General features: G+C 54.6%; 18 protein-coding genes and 3 pseudogenes. 15 read left to right on the top strand and 6 right to left on the bottom strand.

The features are described from left to right. Window positions 1–24 precede the first annotated feature (24 nt). The 8 genes and pseudogenes from AC1MEE_RS06055 to AC1MEE_RS06090 all read left to right on the top strand — a co-directional run. Window positions 25–795: a PFL_4669 family integrating conjugative element protein gene (locus AC1MEE_RS06055; protein ID WP_480414409.1), complete on the top strand. Its 771-nt coding sequence runs from the start codon at window positions 25–27 to the stop codon at window positions 793–795. Between the two features lie 37 nt (window positions 796–832). Beyond that, window positions 833–1,372, top strand: coding sequence for a DUF3158 family protein (locus tag AC1MEE_RS06060; protein ID WP_480414410.1), 540 nt, complete (start codon window positions 833–835; stop codon window positions 1,370–1,372). A 2-nt stretch (window positions 1,373–1,374) separates the two neighbouring features. Beyond that, window positions 1,375–1,770 (top strand): single-stranded DNA-binding protein, encoded by a 396-nt coding sequence (locus AC1MEE_RS06065; protein ID WP_480414411.1) that lies wholly within the window; start codon window positions 1,375–1,377, stop codon window positions 1,768–1,770. A gap of 236 nt (window positions 1,771–2,006) precedes the next feature. Next, complete coding sequence (gene vapB, locus AC1MEE_RS06070) at window positions 2,007–2,237, top strand: type II toxin-antitoxin system VapB family antitoxin (RefSeq protein ID WP_480414412.1); 231 nt, start codon at window positions 2,007–2,009, stop codon at window positions 2,235–2,237. 238 nt (window positions 2,238–2,475) lie between these two features. Next, a complete protein-coding gene (locus AC1MEE_RS06075) occupies window positions 2,476–2,655 on the top strand; it encodes a site-specific recombinase (RefSeq protein ID WP_480414413.1) in 180 nt (59 codons plus the stop codon). Between the two features lie 244 nt (window positions 2,656–2,899). After that, window positions 2,900–3,601 carry a glutathione S-transferase family protein gene (locus AC1MEE_RS06080; protein WP_480411247.1) on the top strand — a complete coding sequence of 234 codons (702 nt, stop codon included), beginning with the start codon at window positions 2,900–2,902 and terminating at the stop codon, window positions 3,599–3,601. Window positions 3,602–3,846: 245 nt separating this feature from the next. Further along, window positions 3,847–4,410: a TetR/AcrR family transcriptional regulator gene (locus AC1MEE_RS06085; RefSeq protein WP_480414415.1), complete on the top strand. Its 564-nt coding sequence runs from the start codon at window positions 3,847–3,849 to the stop codon at window positions 4,408–4,410. A 235-nt stretch (window positions 4,411–4,645) separates the two neighbouring features. Continuing rightward, window positions 4,646–5,674, top strand: a pseudogene (locus tag AC1MEE_RS06090) (DUF4113 domain-containing protein); the annotation flags it as partial. A gap of 252 nt (window positions 5,675–5,926) precedes the next feature. Here AC1MEE_RS06090 and AC1MEE_RS06095 read toward each other — a convergent pair. Next, window positions 5,927–6,583 (bottom strand): hypothetical protein, encoded by a 657-nt coding sequence (locus AC1MEE_RS06095; protein WP_480414416.1) that lies wholly within the window; start codon window positions 6,581–6,583, stop codon window positions 5,927–5,929. A gap of 129 nt (window positions 6,584–6,712) precedes the next feature. Between AC1MEE_RS06095 and AC1MEE_RS06100 the strand changes: the two genes are divergently transcribed. Together AC1MEE_RS06100 and AC1MEE_RS06105 are read left to right on the top strand one after the other, a co-directional pair. Next, a complete protein-coding gene (locus AC1MEE_RS06100) occupies window positions 6,713–7,087 on the top strand; it encodes a DUF3742 family protein (protein WP_480414417.1) in 375 nt (124 codons plus the stop codon). Window positions 7,088–7,419: 332 nt separating this feature from the next. Then, window positions 7,420–7,794, top strand: a complete 375-nt coding sequence (locus tag AC1MEE_RS06105; RefSeq protein WP_480414418.1) for a DUF3742 family protein — start codon at window positions 7,420–7,422, stop codon at window positions 7,792–7,794. A gap of 37 nt (window positions 7,795–7,831) precedes the next feature. Here the strand turns inward: AC1MEE_RS06105 and AC1MEE_RS06110 are convergent. From AC1MEE_RS06110 to AC1MEE_RS06130, 5 genes and pseudogenes are all read right to left on the bottom strand, one after another. Further along, a pseudogene (locus AC1MEE_RS06110) lies at window positions 7,832–9,348 on the bottom strand (conjugal transfer protein TraG N-terminal domain-containing protein). A 10-nt stretch (window positions 9,349–9,358) separates the two neighbouring features. Then, window positions 9,359–9,706, bottom strand: a complete 348-nt coding sequence (locus tag AC1MEE_RS06115) for a hypothetical protein (RefSeq protein WP_480414419.1) — start codon at window positions 9,704–9,706, stop codon at window positions 9,359–9,361. Between the two features lie 8 nt (window positions 9,707–9,714). Continuing rightward, window positions 9,715–11,052 carry an integrating conjugative element protein gene (locus AC1MEE_RS06120; protein WP_480416165.1) on the bottom strand — a complete coding sequence of 446 codons (1,338 nt, stop codon included), beginning with the start codon at window positions 11,050–11,052 and terminating at the stop codon, window positions 9,715–9,717. 75 nt (window positions 11,053–11,127) lie between these two features. Next, window positions 11,128–12,069, bottom strand: coding sequence for a TIGR03756 family integrating conjugative element protein (locus AC1MEE_RS06125; RefSeq protein WP_480414420.1), 942 nt, complete (start codon window positions 12,067–12,069; stop codon window positions 11,128–11,130). Further along, on the bottom strand, window positions 12,066–12,392 hold the full coding sequence (locus tag AC1MEE_RS06130; RefSeq protein WP_480414421.1) for a TIGR03757 family integrating conjugative element protein: 327 nt from the start codon (window positions 12,390–12,392) through the stop codon (window positions 12,066–12,068). The genes AC1MEE_RS06125 and AC1MEE_RS06130 overlap by 4 nt, the downstream gene beginning before the upstream one ends. 203 nt (window positions 12,393–12,595) lie before the next feature. Between AC1MEE_RS06130 and AC1MEE_RS06135 the strand changes: the two are divergent. The 5 genes and pseudogenes from AC1MEE_RS06135 to AC1MEE_RS06155 all read left to right on the top strand — a co-directional run. Continuing rightward, window positions 12,596–12,732, top strand: a pseudogene (locus AC1MEE_RS06135) (IS5/IS1182 family transposase); the annotation flags it as partial. 584 nt (window positions 12,733–13,316) lie between these two features. Next, entirely contained in the window at window positions 13,317–14,690 is a 1,374-nt protein-coding gene (locus AC1MEE_RS06140; protein ID WP_480416166.1) for a TolC family outer membrane protein, read from the top strand. A gap of 155 nt (window positions 14,691–14,845) precedes the next feature. Further along, window positions 14,846–17,008, top strand: coding sequence for a type I secretion system permease/ATPase (locus AC1MEE_RS06145; protein WP_480414422.1), 2,163 nt, complete (start codon window positions 14,846–14,848; stop codon window positions 17,006–17,008). Beyond that, window positions 17,001–18,422 carry an HlyD family type I secretion periplasmic adaptor subunit gene (locus AC1MEE_RS06150; RefSeq protein WP_480414423.1) on the top strand — a complete coding sequence of 474 codons (1,422 nt, stop codon included), beginning with the start codon at window positions 17,001–17,003 and terminating at the stop codon, window positions 18,420–18,422. The genes AC1MEE_RS06145 and AC1MEE_RS06150 overlap by 8 nt, the downstream gene beginning before the upstream one ends. Next, window positions 18,412–18,795 carry a hypothetical protein gene (locus tag AC1MEE_RS06155; RefSeq protein WP_480414424.1) on the top strand — a complete coding sequence of 128 codons (384 nt, stop codon included), beginning with the start codon at window positions 18,412–18,414 and terminating at the stop codon, window positions 18,793–18,795. Before AC1MEE_RS06150 ends, AC1MEE_RS06155 begins: the two co-directional genes overlap by 11 nt. Window positions 18,796–19,055 lie beyond the last annotated feature (260 nt).

A 19,055-nucleotide genomic window follows, 5' to 3' on the forward strand; every position in this document is an offset into this window, starting at 1 on the left:
TCCAAGCCAATCAGGAAGTTTAACGTGGCAGAACCTATCCAACTCAACCTCGGTGCGCTCCGCAGCGCCATGGATCTCACCCTGCATACCCACCATGCCGCGCGGATTTGGCATGGGCGAACTGCGACCGAAGACAAGAACGGCATCATTGGCCTGAGCGGATTCGTCGGGATCATGAACAAGATGAAGCGTGGTGCCGAACTGGATGACCCTTACTCCGATTGGTGGATCATCCAGGTCGAAGAAAAGATCGCTACCTGTAAAACCGAGCTGAACACGATCAAGGAACAGCTGGATCAGATCATGTCGGGTCTGCCACCGACCCTGAACGTGGGTGAAAACCTCAGCCTGCATCCGGTAAAGCTGCCGCTGTTCATCAACGCTCAGCTGGGGTTCATGGCGGTCTATCTGCTGACGCAATTCGATGAGCTTGCTCGCCGTTTGCTACTGGCCCATCACACGGCTTTGATTGGCCGTCGGGATATGGAGATCTGGCTCAATGAAGGCGCGCATGTACTGAGAAGTCTCTTTGGGCTGGCTCAGCGGTACAAATTCTCCGGCGCTGCACGAGGCGACTTTGCCGCCAACAATGCCAGGGCCCGAGAGGCTCGTGAAGCCTTTGGAGAACTGCCGCGGGATGTTCTTGAGGGCACGCGTCGGTCCGAGTTCGCCCCGGTCATCATCCGTCCTAAAGCTCAGGCTGCTGCAGATGAGTGGGATACGGAAGGCGCATCCAGCACTACCGAAGAAGCGGGGCGATCAGGCGTTGATGACCCCGGGGTCGAGGAGGGCTGAGGCAATGTCCGAATTTCGAAAGCCTGCGCCAGACCCCATGTCGCAAAAATCGAGCGCTGGGCCAAAACACGCTGCCTTCCTGCCGCTGCAACAGACAGCCTTCTCCACCCTCGAACACGCATCCTTCCTTAAAGGGCTTTTAAAACCTTTTAAGGGTAAGGGAGACCTGAGCCAATTTGCGCTTTCCTGCCGACAGCTGAGGGGCAACCTGATCCAGCTCGCGGTCGACGATGTGCTCGCTCAGGCCGAGCGTTATCCATTTACCTTGCTGCCGATTCGGTTGACCTGCCAATCAACAGGCGCGGGAACCGTCTTCCTGAGATGGAGCCGTTCGGACCGCAGCAAGATGGGCGTCGATTTGTGGGACGAGCTCCTGAGCGACCCACGCACCCCCGACAGCCTGGTCGCCGATTTGTACGCGCTGGAGCTGCAGCGCATCGCGATCAACATGCAGATCAGCCTGACCCACAGCATCTGCCGCCAAGCGACCGAGTGTTCAAAAAAAATGGGCCAGGCAGAAGCCGCGTATCGCCATCGACTCAACTTAATCAACAGCAACCATGCAAAGGAGGCCTGACCATGGCCACAACATTTCTGGGTGAGGGCAACATCGGCACCAAGCCAGAATTCAAGGAATTCCCAAACGGCAACAAAGACCCACGGCGTCTGCTGCGACTGAACGTCTACTTCGACAACTCGATTCCCAAGGGGGATGGTGAATACGAGGATCGGGGCGGCTTCTGGGCCAGCGTCGAGCTTTGGCATCGGGATGCCGAGCGCTACTCAAAGTTGTACGCGAAGGGCGTTCGGGTGCTGGTGCAGGGGCGCATGGTGATGGACAAGTGGGAAGACGACGAGGGCGACGAGAACAGCGCGATGAAAGTCCAGGCCAATCGCATCGGGATCTTGCCTCACCGGATTGAAAGCGTGGTGCTTGCTGCGCCTGATCATGCGGCGGCCGAACCTGAGGATTGAGTTGGCACAAAAATCGCCCCATGCGTGAGGTTGCTGGTGGAGTGGGGCTTTATCCTCGAAACTTTAGGCCACCGCGAAGATGTCAGGACTACGTGGGATTTGAGTTTGATTGATGGCTGACTGCTATGGTGATTCCACTGGAATCATAGTGGTTGTTAGCCATCATGATTCCACTGGAATCACCTGCTCCCGGGCAAAAAAACGCACACATGTCGGACCTATGTAGGAGCAACGTTATGCGCACTGTCTCCATTTTCAAGAACGGTAAAGCTCAAGTGATTCGCTTGCCCACTGACATGGCTTATGAGGGAGTCGCGGAGCTGGAAATTACACGCAACGGCGACACTATTACGCTACGCCCCGTACGGCCCAGCTGGCTTTCGCTGGCTGGACTGCCCGACGCAGATGCAGACGTTCTGCAAGAGCGAACGAGCGTTGTCGGTGATGAAGGCAGGTCTAATCCGTGAAGCTAGGCGGCGCTTTGCAAGCTCGTGCGCTATTCAGATAGAGCCATTCCGAGGCTTTGACGATGACGCTAATCGAACCCTGGTCAAAGTGATTCCACTGGAATCATAGTGCCCAACTGCCATGGTGATTCCAGTGGAATCACGCGCGAACTGGCAAAAATCGCGCTGACACCCACATCGCATGGCCTGTGCAGGGTGTGATTTTAACCTGCCGAAAGCCAGCGCAAGAGCCCAGGCCTTGGAAAGCAAAACTTCCATCGGGCGTTACTTGGAAGCAGTTCCATTGACTGCTGATGAGCTGGCGATTGTGGAAGGCGATTTGGAGAAGCTGGACGGCCTTATCCAGAAGCTGGACAACGTGCCGACTTTAGATGGCAGGACGCCCAGTGAGATCGATGCGAGAAAGGATCGGCCATAAGATGTGACCTAGCGGCAAGCGGAGTCACTACGACAGGAATAACCTCGCGCAACCCGGTGACATCCGACGCGGAGAGTGGAGCCCGTATCGTTATGCCCTTGCTGCCTGATCCACATACGGACCTCTCGGATAAAAATTTACCTAACAAGTGTTAGATAGGGGTTGACTCGAGGTAATGCATTCGCTATGGTTTGGCTACCTAACGTTAGTTAGGCAATTCAGCCACCAACCTCCAGGATCGATCATGACTTCTAAACTTCAACTCTTCACCTCGCCTTCGGCCTTTCCCAACCCGCAGCGCCTGCGCCTGTTCATGCACGAAAAGGGCATCGCTGATCAGTTCGACGAGACCGTCTATGACATGGCCCCAGGGGGCGAGCAGCGTGGCTGGCGTCACCTCAACATGAATCCGTGGGGCGAGACGCCCACGCTCCAACTGGCGGATGGAAGCTTCATTTCCGAGACGGCTGCCATCGTTCGCTATCTCGACCAGTCCTATCCCGGTCGCAAGATCATGGGCGAGAACGCACTGGAACAGGGGCTCGATAACATGTGGGACAACCGGGTCTGGGTGCACATCCTGTATCGGATCGTCACGGCATTTCACGTGTTGCACACCGGGCTCGGATTCAAGCTCGAACTTACCAAGAACGAGGCTTGGGGCGAGCACTGCCGCAAGGAAGCGTTGGCCCATGCTGCGCTGGTCAATCGTCATCTGTCCGACGGCCGCGAATGGCTGCTGGGCGGGGATGCTCCCACCTTCGCGGACATAACGCTGGCAACAGCGATCGCGTTCTCCAAATTCCCGGTCAACGCCACCCCTCTGGACGAACGTTTTGAGTTCCTGGACGCCTACTGGAAGCGCTGGCAGAAGCGCCCTAGCTTCCAGGCTGCCTACGCCGATCGGAGTAGTGGCATTCCTGAGCTGGACTCGCCGGCCGAATAACGGCTCTAGTGGGTAGCTCCGGAACCGTCGGGATCGCCGTCGCATGGCGTTCTCGGCGGCCGCTGGCGACGACCAAGCCGTCGGCGCTCAGAAAACGATAGGTTCCACATTCCCGACATGGCAGAGAAAGGAAGCTCGCTATCTCCCTTCCAGCGACGCAAGGTCTACCTAACTAAAGGTAGGCTTTTGATATAGCATGGTTGTACACCATCCGAGACATCGTCCTTTGGACGAAAGGCACCACAATGAACACCAACGCCCGAGAGGCCATCCTGTTGGCCGCCACGAAAATTGCCCAATCACAGGGCTACAATGGCTTGAATTTTCGCGACCTTGCCCAAGAGGTAGGGATCAAAGCGGCGAGCATTTACTACCACTTTCCTAGCAAAGCCGATCTTGGTGTTGCTGTTGCCAAGCGATATTGGGAGGACGGCGCGGCCGCACTTGAGACGATCTCCGAAGAAGACCCGAACCCGATAGACGCTCTGCGTCGCTTTCCTGAGATTTTTCGTCGATCACTTGAAGCCGATAATCGTCTTTGCCTAGGCAGCTTCATGGGCGCGGAGACCGATAACCTGCCAAGCGAGATGACGAAGGAAATCCAGGCTTTTGCTGATGTCAACGTCGTTTGGCTAACCAAGCTTCTTTCGGCCGCGAAGGTTTGCAAACCGGAGAACAGTGAGGTTCGGGCACGTGCCATTTTTGCAGCCGTCGCCGGCGCTCAGCTCATCGCAAGAAGTCGGTCGGACATCTCGCTTTTCGACACGTTGATCGAAGCCTACCGCGCGTCCGGGCCTTTGCCAGCATAGGCAACTGAAGACGGTTTTCTTGAGCGGGAGTGCAGCGGCAGTTGACCGTCCAGGGTCGTCTCTGTCTGTCGTCTCTTTTGCGGGCATGGTCAGCCGGATGCAAGATACATCCGGTAGCAGTCGTAAACCGGAGCCGTCGGCGATCTGTTTTTCTTTGGATGCTCATGGCCATGCTGGTTTGGTGTGAGGGGGGAGAAAAATCCGCATCCCCGTTGATTTTCTATTCCACATAAACGGTGACGTGAGCGAGCGCGTCATGACGCTGATCGAGTCGATGGTGTCTGTGGCCGAGGTCTACATCGACGAATCGTTCGTCGACCTGACGGGCGTTCCGGGCTGCCTGGATTCGCTTGGCCGGCGCATCCGAGCGACCGTGCTGCAGGGCACCGGCATACCCGTTGGAGTGGTTATCGCTGGGACCAAAACCCTGGCGAAGCTGGCGAACCATACGGCCAAGCGTCTGCAGGTCGAGACCGACGGCGTGGTCAACATCTGCGACCCGTACAAGCGTGATTGGGTGCTGCGCAACACCGATGTCGGTGAAGTCTGGGGCGTCGGCCGGCGCATGAAGATTCACCTGGAAGGCTTGAAGATCAGAAGCTCCATGGACCTGGCGAAAGCCGACCCGTGGATGCTGCGCAAGAAATTCAGCGTAGTCATCGAGAAGACCGCGCGAGCTTGCTGGCACGCCATGCCTCGAACTGGACGAGCCTGACCCGCCCAAGCAGGAGATCTGCTGCAGCCGCATGTTCGGCAAGCGCCTGACCGAGATGGCGCCGATCAAAGAAGCGGTGGCCACCTACATGATGCGCGCCTCGGAAAAGCTCAGGGCGCAGCGGTCGCTGTGCAAGAAGATCCGCATCAGCATCCGCACGGGGATGTTCAACCCGGAAGAGGCCAAGTATGCAAATGGTGTGATCGTGGATCTGCCGTATCCGACTGATGACGTGCGCGTGCTAACCAAGGCGGCGGTTGCGGCGGTTGAGCAGGTGTTTCGGCCGGGGTTCAGGTACAGCAAGGCAGAGGTATTGTTGCTGGAACTTGGTCAGCGGGGGATTACACGGACGATATGTTTGCGGCTTCGCAGCCGGTGGCGGCAGAGAAGGTGATGGGGGTGTTGGATGAAATCAATGGGCGGTGGGGCAGGGGGACGCTTAGGACTGGTAGTGTTCCCACCGATCCGGATTGGGGGATGCGGCGGGAGATGATGAGTCAGAGTTATACGACCCGGTTGGATCAGTTGTGGCAGGTTTTCTGTCACTGATACCCATTGATCCAAGGGGTAGAGGAATATCGATACAAATAGCGAGCGCTATTCGAAATGAATAGCGAGTGCTTGCTCAAATTCGATCGATGGATATACTGGTCAAACGAAGCGACTGACCGGATGAGATCGAGCGCTTCCCAGCTGGAGCAATCCAGTGATCGCGCAAGGCGGTCCAAGGCGAAAGCCAGAGTGGTGTCCGGATAGCTTTACCGAACACGAAAAGGGTGCCCTAGGGCACCTTTTTTCGTTCTAACGTTTTGTCGAAACTGGTTTGCCGGTGTAGACCTTACCGCACAACAAGACGAACCCCATCTTGCCCAACACGTTCGGAGGTCCCAGGTGCGGACTCTCGTGATAGGCGCTTTCAATGACCATATTTAAGTCCCATTGCTGCCGATGAGTGGGTGGTGTCCGTCTCAGTTCGAAGAAAACATGATAGGGACCTTCGGGGTCGTCAATTGTCATCGAGTAAACCCAGTTGCGTCTCTCGGCCGTCTGCCACACCTGAACCCGTGGGTGCCCAAAACCTGCCACGACCTGAGGCAGCCGTAGGGATAATCGATAGCGGGTTGCACAAAAACTTCTTTCCCGTCGTCCTGCATCAAGCAAAACTGGAAACCCTTCTGGATGGGTGCTTGGATCATAGGCTTTGGTGAAGCAGTGATTACTGAACCTCACTCCGACTCTCAGCAATTTATTTGCGATCTGACTTTCCACCTTAAGGGTGAAGGGATCTAAATGTGAGAGATGGATAGTCTGATCATCCGAGATCAGAGGCGGAAAAAAGGGCATAGGTTTTCTTGTATTGAGATGTCGATGGTCAGGTCCGTTTGCCGACCAAGGCATCAATGATTGCACAAACGCAAATCCGGCCCAAACGATGAAATGTAAATGCGCTTCGGGCATTTAATACTTGTTCTACGTCCTCAGAAATATCGTACGCGCTTCTCGGAAACGTACGATTTCAATGAGGTCGTTTTTTTGATTTTCTCTCGGCATGTCCAGATTTTGTTTTAGGCCAGCGGGAGAGTCGAAATGCAGAATTCAACAGTCAAGCCAGGAATCGCCCATCAAGCAGGTCATTTGCTCGGTTCTGCAGTGAGCCGCTATCTCAAGTATCAGGTGAGATTAGCGGGCTGGATATCTCGCAAGGGTGTCCCATCATCGTTGGTGAGCGCAGGGCTATTGATCTTCAATGTGTGCTTGGCTGCGTTTCTCTTGTACGGTGCCTTCTGGTTCGCTGTCGTTGCCTTAGCTGTCTTGGCGGCGGGAGCCCTTCGCAGTGAAAAGAAAGATTCAACCACATGGAATCATGACGGTGAGGTGGGTTTTGATACCGAAGCGCTGTTTCCAGATCCGTATGCACCTGAGAATATTTTTGACCCTAGCTTCCATCATGACGATGCTTAAGAGGCCAGCCTAGGGGCTTGTCACCCTAGGTTTGTCCGGCGATCAGGACGCAGCTTTCTTGGTAATGTCTGCCCCTTTGCCACCCTCCTGTTGAGCCGATCGCGTGCCATCACTCAAGCCTTGGGCGGCTTTACCTGCTTTATACGCCTTCTGATTTTCGATTGGGACGCAAATTACAATAGCCGGTGGCTCACTTTGCTGTGCATTCCGTCTGTCTACTGAGGCTTCGGAAATGTCGTACGCACTTCTCGGAAAAGGGCGATTTCAATAGCGCTGGCTTTTTGATCTGCTTGCCTCACTTCGAAGGTATTTATCAAACGTGAGGTGCGAAAATGCAGAGCTCAAACGTCAAACCAAGCATCGCTCATCGAGCAGGTCATTTGATCGGCTCGGCGATCAGCCGATACCTAAAATGGGAAGCACGATTGATTCAGCGTCTGGTGACGGCAGGTGCTTCAGCGACACTCTGCAGGTGGGTTTTTCGCGCTATCAAAATTGGGGCGATCGGATTGCTTCTTTACGTGTCGTTCTGGATCGCTTTATTCGGTGCTGGGCTTTGGATTCTTCAAGGGATGGCACAGTCAGGACTGATGCCTGACGCTCGGGTCGATGACGATGATGGCTGGAGAGGTGGCCATTCGGGATTTGGGTATTACTGCGGGGAGTATCGTGTTGATCCAGGCAGATTTGACGAGGAGGATGAGTGAGGGGGATGAGAGTCTTGACCCTCACTCATCGCATTAGCTATTTCATCCCTGATTTAACTGTCGACTTCACTTTTTCTCCTCCTTCTGCGCCGGCGCTTTCGCCTCCTTTGGATCCTTGTTTTAGCCCGTCTAGAGCGGTACCGGCCTTGACTCCCACCCAGCTGAGAGCACCCATCCAAAAACCGGGCAAAATGATAAACATCGCCGCCATCACATAATTCAACAGCATATCCGCCTGCGTATTATTCGCCCCCAGCAACGGATTCAGCGTCGCATGCGGCGAGCTCCCCCCATACATCGCATCCAGAATCGTCGTGTCCAACCACCGGGCCAGTTGAAACCAGAAGTCGACGAAGATCATCGCGAACTGGACCAACGAGACCGTAATCACCGCCTTCAAATCAAACGTGCTAAACGTCAGCACCAACGGTATGCAGATGATCAACGCCATCTTCAGCAACGCCATCACCATCGGCAACGCCTGACGCACCACGTCCATCGCGGGAAAGTAAGCCAGCGAGCCGACACCCAATCCCGCAGCACCTGTCACGCGGCTCATGTCGTTGAACAGTGAGCCACCGACCTGACCACCGTAATCCGTATAAACCTGTCCTTGTGTCATGCGCTGGCTGCGCGGCGATGCCACTTCACGAATGATCGCGTCGTTCACTTCTTGAGGCGTCATGAAGCTCGCCCAGTTCACGAATCGCTCCATCAGGCTGGTATCGACCTGGTTGAGCAGACGAGTGCGCAGGCCGTTCGTGCTGTCTCCCCACCACTGGTTGCACATGGGAAAGCCGCCTTCATTTTTCACCCGGGGCATGGTCGCGTCACGCACAGGGTCGTACGGAAACTCGGTGCGAGGCGATCGCGAGTAGTAGGTGTCGTAATAGCCTGGCTGAGTGGTGAAGTAGTTCGAGCCGATCCAGTTGATGTCGTTCATGAGTTTGGCGTCCAGCTGGGGCCGGTTCATGAACAGTTTGGCCCGGGCGGAGGCGTAGCAGTCGTTGGTGAAGTCGGCGATTTCCTGGGCGAGGAGGGGGTTGTGAATTCGGGTGTTGCTGACCTCCATTCGCATTTGTCGCAGATCCGTGCCGCACGGTATCGACGCGACAGCGGCCGCGGTGACGGCCTTGGATATCGAGTGCACGAAGAACCACCAGGCCGGGACTTTGGCGCTTTGGTTATTCAGCGTGGTGAAGGATTGCCCCAGCGCGTGTCTTGAGGTTGCGGCACCTGGTACTGACATTGCTGCGACCGCGTGTCGTCGAATTTGAGCGTGTTCAAATCCAGGTCAACCATCGGAATGCCGGCGAACATCATGACCGCAGTGGCCACCCACAGGCGGTTCTCGATGCGCAACGTCGAGAGCATGCCTTTGTTGCCTTCATCGGCACCTTCGCCCCGGGCTTTGAGCCATTCCTGGAGGATGATTGCCACCAAGGCAAGAGCGAAAAGGCCACAGTCCATCAGGACTTCCCAAATGCCGTTACTGATCAGCCAGCCGACGAGGGTGAGGTAGTACTCCAGATAGTCATTGGTATAGAGCGTCATATCCTTCCTCCTATGCCCAATACGGCTGACTGCGGACAATTTCCGCCAGCACGAAAGTGGTGGCCAAGGCGATTTCGGCCCGGTTTATGCGCCGGCGTGACTCAGGCTCGCGAGCGAAAATGCGCCTACGTAGCCAGACCCAACCCGAGACGATTGCGACGTACAGCACCATCCGCCAGGCAAAGAAATACCAGTAAGAGTCGGCAAGCCAGGCGATCCAGCTTTCCAGGCCCCCCGTCAGGTAGATGCCGAAAATGTTGAAGAGTATTGCGACCGCTATGATCAGTACGGTGAGACCGATCAGCCCCCAGTATTTGAATTGGAAGAAACGGTTGTGTTTGATCATCCCTATCTTCATGACGCCTCCTATGGATTTTCTTGAGTGACAGGTTTTTGGGTTTCGTCCAGACGGTTCATCTCGGTATCGCCCTGGTAGATGGCGCGCGAGTTGTCTTTACGCTCCTTGTGGCGCGCGATGATTGCCGTGGCCGAGTTGCTGGCCAGCGATCGCCGGAGCTCGAGCTCCGTTTTCAGGTTGTCGATTTCCAGGGTGAGGTTCTGGCTTTCGCTGCTGATGGTGCTGGTGGCAATCTCGTTGGCCGCCACGTTGGGTTCCTTGTTGCCAGCGAGGAGGGTGCGCTGCAGGAGCAGGGCCTTTTCCAATATGCTGGAGACGGCGATCTCGGAAGCAAGACGTTGAGCCAGCAGTTCCTGGTCAGGCTCGTCTTTGAGGGCGGTGATGACACCCCGTGAAATGGGCAGTGAATTGCTGCCAGCCGCGGCTAGATTTTCAGGTGTGAGCTGCTTGCTGCCAGAGATGAGCTCTTGCAGTCCCTTGAGCTTGGCGTCGTACTCCTCCTGGATGAGCGGTGTGAGACCAACCCCCGCTGTGGCGCTGGTTTTGACGCAGGTTTCGCAGGTCTGCTGTTCCACTTCACCAAGAACTCGATTGGCAAACTGCGCTGCTTCGTCCGGAGACTTCCAGGTACCGCACAACATGCCGCTGTTGCAGCTGCTTTGACTGATCGAGGACGTGTCGACAGCGCTGCGGCCGTTCAGCAGGTTGTAGCCAGCTCGGGTGACCCCTCCGACGACACGAATCGGTTGCTGACTGCGTCCGCCGGCCTTCTGACCGCCAATCCACGGCACGCCGGTATTGCCCTTGTCGGCTTCGGCGGTTTTGGTCGCGGCGACGGCATCGTTGTTTTGGCTGACTGCTTCCTTCATGGCCTGGCCATCAGCGAGCGCGCCCCAACCAGTCTGCTTGCTGCCGACGTCGACCATCCTTTGAGCCATGGCCATGCAGCTGGACTTTGATCGATCAAAGTCCACGCGGGCCTGGAGGATGCCGTTGGTGAGGAGGTTGTACAGCCCGGGATCTGCGCGTTGAATGATCAGCGCCGGCAGGGATGCTACGGCACCGGTGGCGTTCTGGATGACGCTGCTCATGATGTTCTTGAATCCATCAGTCGTGCCATTGAGCTGGTTCTGCAGCGTTGTGGACAGGTCCATGTTTCCGCACATCAGGTTGCTGTTCCAGCCCATACCAACGCCGATGTTTTGCATGTTCCCGGCGCGTCCCATCGATACGGCACTTCCGCCGCCGATGCTGTACAGCACGTCGTCACCAAGGACACTGCCTGACGCTCCGGCGTTGATGGGCTCGGCTTGAGCGGTACCGATCGGAAGTACAGCGAGCAACATGACCTGCCGCCAAAATCGACGCAGGGCGATTGGATAAAACCGGTCCATGGTTTGGCCTCCTGAGAGTTGAATGAATTAATAAGCGCCGGTGCTGCCGAGGAAGGTTTGCCCTTCGCGCTTGCAGCAGCTGTAAGGACGCCAGAGCGCCCATGCGTACCCGCCGTCCCTGGCTTGAATAGCAGGCGCGGAGTCCGGGAAAACAGAGCAGGTGGAGCTCATAACAGGGGCTAGCTGCTGCCATTTACCGGTACGCTTTTCCGTCTCCCGCAACTCACCGGCTGGCCAGTAACCCGGCTGTGGCATGGCAAGTAGTGGCTGGTACACGTGGACCTGGCCATTGCGCGTGACAATGTCGCCAGCACGTTGGGCCATGACTGCAGCAGCCTTGAAGTCGTCGGCCTGATGCAGGAAACCGCTGCGCGGATAAACGTTGCCCCACAGATTCAAGGTCGAACGACTGCCGATCTCACGCAGACCTGGTGTGATGGATTGCGGATAAACGCTTTCGGGAACGCCGTAACGCCAACCGATGTAATCCAGGGTGCTGAGCATGTTGGGTATGTAAGGCGTGCCGGCACCCGAGCAGGCATAACCCGATCCGCTGGCGAAAGCGTTGAAGGCGATGATCCCGGGGTGGCCGATGACATCGACATTCTTAAATGCAGCCAGATTGTTCTCATGCACGTTGTTGGTCGTCCCGCTTCCACCGCCCTTGGACGTCGACGTGGCCGCGCTCAATGCCTGCACTTCAACCCACGGGTTTTGCCCGGTCGAGGAGTAGCTAGACACCACGGCATCGGGGACGTAATGACCGACCTTGGCAGAGGTTTTTACCTTGCAGCCGAAGGTGGTGCAGCGCAGCCAGTAGCAGACACCGACGACTCGGTAGTCCATGCAGGTGGGGGAAAACGCTGAGGGCACGATGATTGCGGTGTTGAGCGCGAAGACGGGTGTTGTCATCAGCATCAGAGCGGGCAGGGCGCGTCTGATTTGTCGGTGAAGGGCGAGCAGGCTCATGGGTTCGCCTCCCGATACGCCTCAATGCGATCGAGCGCGCGCTGGACGTTGGTTTCGCCGTAGACCACGTATTTTTGATCGACCACTACCGCGGGGCTTTTGGTGATGCCCATGCTCCAGGCGTCTGCGACGTCTTGGTGGGCTTTGGTTATGCGGGCGGTTAGGTCGGGGGTTAGACGTTGTTGGATGATGGTTTGGGCTTTTGTTGGGTCGGGTGGGAGATTGGTTGAAAGGTCAGCTTCCAAGAAGCTTGGGAGATCAAGATTTATTGAGCGTGTGTCCGGGCCTGCGCTGATGTGTTGATGGTTATCGGCGATGATCACGGTTTCTGCGTTTGCAACAGAGACGGCAAGCAGTAGGGTGGTTATCGCAAGCAGTCTCAAAAAAGCTGGAAGGGAGGGGGTTGATAGGTCATATGGTGGTGACATAGCGGTGTGTCCGGGGTAGGAATACGGACACAGTCAACTACGTGGAAGCGTGTGGTGCTTCTGGAAAACTGATTTTGAACGGAATGTATTCCCGACGGAATGCCCCGAGTTCGACCAAGAACAAGGACGGAGAACGTGATCCAGAAATGAATCAAGCCAGGACGGGAAATCAATATTTTTCGGGGTGAAAACTCACTTAGATATCGATGCCGACTCCGGTTTAGTTCATGGTCTAGGTGCTCGGCGATGAATAGGGTGGGGGTAATCCTCAGTAGCGAAATCCAACTACTAGATGCCATATTGATCAGTCTGAATTGGCTCGGAACTATAGCTAGCTTCGACTCCAAGCACCCTTACACAATCTGCCACCCTTCGCAGCAGAGAGGCTTCCCCACACGTCCCTACCTCTCATCTGTCAAAATTTAGTGCGATGCGGATTGACCGAAATCGCGGCGTGCTGTTTACTGCTTAGTACGGTTAGGGCTAAACGCTATTACTGATACGATACCTTCTCATATTTCGGATTTTTATCGGTTTAGTTGGCCTATCTCTAAATGTTAGTTGGCTTAGTGGTCCTGCCGGGGCTGAGTGGGCAGCCGCTCATGAGGAGTAAATAGAAGCTACAAGTGGTTGTCGGAGAGTCTGAGGTGAAAATTAAAGATTCGGTTTGCAGCCGAATTGCTTGCTACCTGGTCATTCCATGATCGGTTCGCTTATTGAGTGGTCTTCCTTTTACATGGACAGTTGATGAAGCTCTATGCCCCCCTTCGCGGAGCTGCGTTGCTTGCGGTCTCCATTTGCAGTCCACTAGTTAATTCAATGGACTACGCATCTGCAAATCATGCTGATTTGCTTGGCGTGTATGAGTCAGCAGCGCTCAATGATGCGCAGCTTTCGGCTGCCCGGCATGCTTATCAGGCGCAACTCGAAGCCGTACCCCAAGCACTCTCTGGCCTGCTGCCACAGCTGAGTGCTGGCGCCACGTCAGAAACGACTCGTCTTGAGCGTGACGAGCCGTCGCTAACCCGTGAGCGCAGTGGAACGACTTTTCGTGCCAATCTGAGTCAGCCGTTGTTTCGGATCGATCGTTGGTATCAACTCAAGGCCGCACATGCGAGTTCGGCTCAGGCGGGGCTTGAGCTTTCGGTAAAGGAGCAGGCCCTTGTGTTCAGCGCTGCACAGGCTTACTTCGAAACGCTTCGTCAGTTAGACGGTCTTGCCGCAGCAAAAGCAGAAGAGGCTGCACTGTTGCGTCAACGGGATCAAGCGCAAGGGCGATTGGAGGATGGCGCTTCGAGCATTACCGATGTCTATGATGCCCAGGCAGCTTATGACAATGCCCGCGCAAACCGCCAACTGGTGCAACGTAAAGTAGACGACGCTTACGAGGCTTTGGCCCGTCTGACTAAGCAATCCTATGACTCGATTGCTGGTATGGGGCATCACTTACCTATCGAACCGCCAGTCCCCAATGAAGCTAAGTCTTGGGTGACCACCGCGATTCAACAAAACTTGCAATTGCAAGCCAGCGATTACGCGGTCGTCGCTGCACAGGAGACGCTTCAGCAGCGCAAAGCGGGCTATGCGCCCACACTAGATGCGGTTGGCTCCTATCGAAAGGGTGACAATGATAGTTTCGGCTACAGCAACCCGACTGACTTCGGAGGGAATGGTTATCGGGGTAACGTTGCGCAAAGCAGCATCGGCATAGAGTTGAGTATTCCGCTTTACTCTGGCGGTATGACTCGTTCGCAGGTGAAGGAGTCCACGGAACGTCTTTACCAAAGTCAGGATGAGCACGAGGATCGCCTTCGCGAGGTAGTGCTCAACACGCGTAACGCTTTCCGTGGAATCAATGCTGACATCGAGCAAATTTTCGCCCGCAGGCAGAGCATCATTTCTGGGCAAAAATCTGTTGAGGCCAACCAAGTAGGCATGGATATTGGGTCACGTAATACCGCTGATGTGCTAAACGCCCAAAAGCAACTATATGCGGCGGTGCGTGATTACAACGATGCCAGATACGACTACATTCTGGACAACCTTAAACTCAAACAGGCTGCCGGTACCCTTAGCCCTAGCGATCTGAAAATTTTATCGGTGTACCTTAAGCAGGACTACGAGGCGGACCGTGATTTCCTGCCACCAGGGCTCAGGAAGCAAGTTTCGGGCGGCAGTAACGTTCTTGACTAACTAACGCTAGGCACCGTCCGCGCTGCATATTTCTACCAAAAAGATCTAGGTCTGACACCTACATCTTAAACTGTCGCAGAGTCTAAGCTGGCCAATTGAGACTAACTAGCCAAGCATATACGATGTCCAAAATGCTACACCTGTAGGGAAGCGAGATGAACGACCAAGGAGTGGGCGACAATATGCCCGAGAGCTCTCTACCGATGGACACCGGTCTGGCCTCATTGGTCATGCTGGCTAGATTCCATCATGTGGCGGCTTCCGCCGAGCAACTGGCGCATGAGTTTGGTTCTTCGAACCAACCCTTGGGGCAAGCGGACCTCTTGCTGGCAGCTCGAAAGCTTGGGCTTAAAGCGAAAGCTGCCAAAACCTCAGTGGATAGACTGGACCGCACCCCGCTTCCAGCAATTGCAGTGGATATAGATGGCGGTTTCTTCATCATCGCCCGCTTGGATCAGGGTAAGGCCTTAATCCATGATCCGCGTTCCCAGCGACCTGAAATCATTAGCTTTGAAACACTGCAAGCCCGATGGGCTGGGCAGGTGTTGTTGCTAAGGTCCGAAGCAGGAAATCCAGGCGAGTCCTCGCGATTCGATTTCACCTGGTTCATTCCGGCCATCGTCAAATACCGCAAGCTGCTGGGCGAAGTAATGCTGGTGTCGTTCGTTCTGCAGATTTTCTCGCTGATCACTCCGCTATTTTTCCAAGTGGTGATGGACAAAGTGTTGGTCCACCATGGCTTGACGACGCTTGATGTCATCGCTGTCGGCCTCGCTGGCGTGATGATGTTCGAATCCGCATTGTCTGGGCTGCGAAGCTACGTTTTTGCGCATACTGCTAGCCGCATCGATGTGGAGCTGGGGTCCAAACTTTTTCGACACCTTATTACCTTACCCCTGGCTTATTTTCAGGCACGGCGGGTCGGTGACTCGGTGGCGAGGGTGCGAGAGTTAGAAAATATCCGTAGCTTCCTGACCGGTAACGCCATCACCTTATTGCTGGACGTGCTGTTCTCCGTGGTGTTTATCGCGGTGATGTTCTACTACAGCGGCGTGTTGACGTTGATTGTGCTGCTCTCGCTGCCGCTTTATGTTCTTGTTTCGGTATTGATCACACCCGTACTCCGGGCCCGGCTCAACGACAGCTTCGGGCGGGGCGCCGAGAATCAGGCATTCCTGGTAGAAACCGTAAATGGTATTGACACGCTTAAATCCATGGCAGTCGAGCCACAAGTCATCCGCAAATGGGATAACCAATTGGCAGGTTACGTCGCCGCTGGTTTCAAAACCCAAACCCTATCAACGGTAGCGAACGAAAGCGTTTCGTTGATCGGTAAGCTAGTCACTGTTGCCACCCTATGGTTCGGCGCTCGTTTGGTTATCGACGGCCACCTTACAGTTGGACAACTGGTTGCTTTCAATATGCTTGCAGGTCGAGTGGCGCAACCGATCATGCGCCTTGCTCAACTGTGGACCAACTTCCAGCAGACCGGGGTCTCCGTGCAGCGACTCGGCGACATCCTGAATACCCGCAATGAGTTATCCCAGGCAACGCGCAGCGCGCTCCCCCCGATCAAAGGTCAAATCGAATTTGACCAAGTGCATTTCCGCTATCGCCCGGATGGTTCGGAAGTTCTCCGGGGTGTCAGTCTCAATATCCTTGCTGGGGAAGTCATTGGTGTTGTGGGGCGTTCTGGTTCAGGGAAGAGCACACTCACACGTCTGCTGCAGCGCCTCTATGTGCCGGAGCGTGGTCGGGTGCTGGTTGATGGCATGGACTTGGCTCTAGCAGACGTTTCTTCTTTGCGTCGACAGATCGGTGTGGTGCTTCAGGACAATATGCTCTTCAATCGGAGCATTCGTGAAAATATTGCTCTGAGTGATCCGGGGGTATCGCTTGAAGTAGTGATACAGGTCGCCAAACTAGCAGGGGCTCATGAGTTCATTCTGGAGCTTCCAGAAGGCTACGACACTGTTGTAGGCGAACATGGTGCTTCGTTATCCGGTGGGCAACGACAGCGAGTCGCGATTGCCCGCGCACTCATGGGTAATCCACGTATTTTGATTTTCGACGAAGCGACCAGTGCTTTGGACTACGAGTCCGAACGGATTGTGCAGCAGAACATGCAGGCCATCTGTAAAGGACGAACCGTCATCATCATTGCGCATCGCCTTTCCGCCGTGCGGGATGCAAACCGGATCATCGTCGTGGACCGAGGCCAGATCGTTGAGCAAGGTAGTCACGCCGAACTTCTGACCCATCAAGCTGGGCACTACTCGCGTCTGCATCGCCTGCAGCAAGGGGGCGGTCATGTCTGACACCGATAAAACCGGGCTCCTACACCGCTATCGTAGCGTTTGGCGTCAGTCTTGGCGTCACCGTCGTGATATGGACGTACCGAAACGTCTGTCCCATGAAGTGCAGTTTTTACCAGCCGCTTTAGAGTTGCAGGAAAAGCCCAGCCATCCCGCACCGCGAGTTTTCATGTGGGCGATCATGGGGTTCGCTGCATTGGCATTACTTTGGGCTTGCATGGGAAAAATCGATGTGGTGGCTACGGCCACCGGCAAAATTATTCCCAGTGGTAAGACCAAGGTGATTCAGTCCAGTGAGACTGCAGTGGTGAAAGCGATTCATGTTCGCGACGGACAATCGGTAAAGGCTGGCGAACTGTTGCTGGAATTGGATTCCACTTCAGCCGACGCCGATGTCAGTCGAGTCCAAAGCGATCTACTTGCTGCACGTGTCGACAATGCCCGGGCCGGTGCCATGCTAGACGCGATTACTTATAAACAGGTGCCTCGACCGTTAGCCGGCACTATTCGCGGTGCCGACCCTGAGCACGTACTCGCGGCAGAGCGCTGGCTTCATGGCCAGTATCAGGAATATCGGAGCAGTCTGGACACTGCCGAGGCAGAGATACGCCAGCGACAAGCCGACGTCCAATCTGCCCAAGCACAAGTCGCAAGTTTGCAAAAGAGCTTACCCATTGCGAGTAAGCTGGCTGAAGACTATCAACATTTGTTAGAAAAGCAGTACATCGCGCGTCACGCTTATCTTGAAAAAGAGCAGGCTCGTCTTGAAATTGAGCGCCAGCTTAGTGTCCAACAAGTCAATATTCTTCAAGCGACCGCTGCTAGACAGCAAGCGGAGCAACGCCGCGAAGGTGTCATCGCTCAAACACGCCGCGCCATGCTCGATTTGCTTCAGCAAGCAGATCAGAAAGTCTCTTCGCTTAGTCAAGATTTGGCGAAGGCACGTTACCAAGAAGGCCTCACCACACTGGAGGCTCCTGTAGATGGAACGGTTCAACAATTGGCTGTACACACCATTGGTGGAGTCGTTACGCCTGCGCAACCGTTATTAGTTCTTGTGCCGACAGGTCAGCCGATAGAGGTTGAAGCCATGCTGGAGAATAAGGATGTAGGGTTTGTACATGCGGGGCAGCCGGTGACCGTCAAGGTCGAAACCTTCACATTTACCAAGTACGGTGCAGTTGACGGCGAAGTGCTCAGCGTTTCCAACGATGCAATCGAAGATGAAAAACGAGGATTAATCTATAGTAGTAAAATTCGATTGACTAACGACTATCTTACTATTGATGGGCAGAAGGTTATGCTTTCTCCTGGTATGGCCATCACTGCGGAAGTGAAGACAGATCAGCGCCGGGTCATAGAGTATTTTCTTAGCCCCTTGCAACAGCATCTCAGTGGAAGCATCAATGAGCGCTAAATTGGATGCATTTAATTTTTTTAAAAATGCCGGTTGGATTGCGGGTCTAGCATTTTTTGTAAATATCTACAGCACAATGGCTAATGGGCAGTCAGTACAGTTGCCTAGTGAAATATGTGTACATGGTCCATTTGTGGTTGAGGTAAGTGGGTGTGAGTGTTCGCTGTTTAGGTTTAATGGTTCAAATGTGCTGACCTTTGGGTTTGATCTATCACGTTACAATATTGTCCGGGACTCTCTTGCAGAGACAAATAGTGTGATAGTTAGACTGAGGAGAGTGAGTAAAGCTATTTCTCGATCTTACTATGCAATTCAAGGGTTTCAGCCGGTTGACGTGAGTCGTGATGGTAGTATCTATGTGGTTAGGGGGTGAAGAATATCTGTTTTTATAGGCGCTGATAATCAAACTGTTTATGTGACCTCCGGTCTATCTACAGGTGAATCAGATCGCATGTATGGGAATGGATACGAAGTCCTTTATCGATTTGATCTGGTGCGTGTGGATTATAAGGATGTAGATAAAAAGATCTTGGATCTATTAAATAAAATTATCGTTCAGTGAGAGGGATGTCATGGGTTTGGTAAGTGTGTCGTCGGTGCAGTTGTCTTTTTTGAACGGTTTTAGTTATATAG

It is taken from the genome of Pseudomonas sp. ASL3 (genome assembly GCF_056680425.1).